We start from the raw sequence: 260 nt of genomic DNA on the forward strand, positions 1-260 counted from the left end.
AATTTAGGTTCCCAGTAGGGTTCCATTGCCATCTTGACCAAGGCTTGCTTGGCTCTATCTCGGATTGTTGGGATTCCTAGAGGGCGTTTTTCATCCCGTCCGGGTTTTGGTATCCAGACTCTCCGTAACGGTTTGGCTTTAAATTTTCCTTTGATTTCCTCAGCTAGTTCAAACCTTTGCTTAGGGGATATCGCTACCACACCGTCAACTCCGGCTGTCTTCTTGCCTTGGTTGTCTTGGGTTACTCGCCTTACCGCTAG

2 pseudogenes are annotated in these 260 nt (G+C 48.5%); both read right to left on the reverse strand.

The features are described from left to right. Positions 1-200, reverse strand: a pseudogene (locus LKE08_RS29195) (hypothetical protein); the annotation flags it as partial. Positions 201-203: 3 nt separating this feature from the next. Continuing rightward, positions 204-260: pseudogene (locus LKE08_RS29200) on the reverse strand (reverse transcriptase N-terminal domain-containing protein); the annotation flags it as partial.

Source organism: Lyngbya sp. CCY1209, assembly GCF_035615495.1.
Lineage (GTDB): Bacteria > Cyanobacteriota > Cyanobacteriia > Cyanobacteriales > Microcoleaceae > Limnospira.